Source organism: Meiothermus hypogaeus (assembly GCF_003574035.1).
GTDB classification, from domain to species: Bacteria; Deinococcota; Deinococci; order Deinococcales; family Thermaceae; genus Meiothermus; species Meiothermus hypogaeus.
Genome location: NZ_QWKY01000178.1, coordinates 1 through 732 on the forward strand (window position 1 = coordinate 1; position 732 = coordinate 732).

The following is a 732-nucleotide window of genomic DNA, read 5'->3' on the forward strand; positions in this document are numbered from 1 at the left end:
AGGTCAGCATGTTTGAGTTGAGTAGCATAGGAACGAGAGAGGCATTTGGATAAACCCAGGTTCTGTTTGAGCAGGCGATGCACCCGCTCCAGATCCCAACGAGCTTTCCAGGCGGCAAGGACTTCTTGAATGCCCGCATCCAGGGTGGAGAAGAGAGCCATCAGCTTGAAACCTGCTGGCTGGGGTAGCCAAATCAGCAGCATATCCAGTTGACCCACCTCGGCCAAGGTGATCTTGATGCGTTTGACATACCAGCCAAAACGCTTGTAATAGCGGGCTTTACCGGGTGGATAGTGCTCACCCAGTTCTCGGATAGATCGTTGGTTTCCTGCATGTTCGACCTTTTGATTCAGTCTGGCCCGAGCTACGAAAGGTATGTTGTGCTGGTAGAGCTTGGCGAGGTAAGCCTTACCCGCAAACTGGTTGTCGAACACCACGCCTGCGAGGCTATAACCATTGCCATTCTTGCGGATGGCCTCGACTACCTGCCACATCGCCTCACCAGGGGTTCGGTACGGGTATACCTCCGAACTCATGGGCTTGGTGGGGAAACCCTCCAGACTCAATGGGTAGGGATGTTTCCCATATCCAACCAGCCCACATGACAGCAGGTTATGTCCCCACACCGCAGCTTTATCACTGTTGGAGTACACCCGATCCACTCCCTCGATCCAACATCCTTGATGGGCTACGGGAACCAAGTCCACCCCCAGGTACATCCCCTTGGGGGCT

Annotated in this window: 1 protein-coding gene; it reads right to left on the bottom strand. The window is 54.4% G+C overall.

All coding sequences use genetic code 11. The features are described from left to right. Positions 1-662 (bottom strand): transposase (locus Mhypo_RS17820; protein ID WP_170148355.1); only part of this gene is annotated, 662 nt, incomplete at its 3' end. Positions 663-732: the final 70 nt, after the last annotated feature.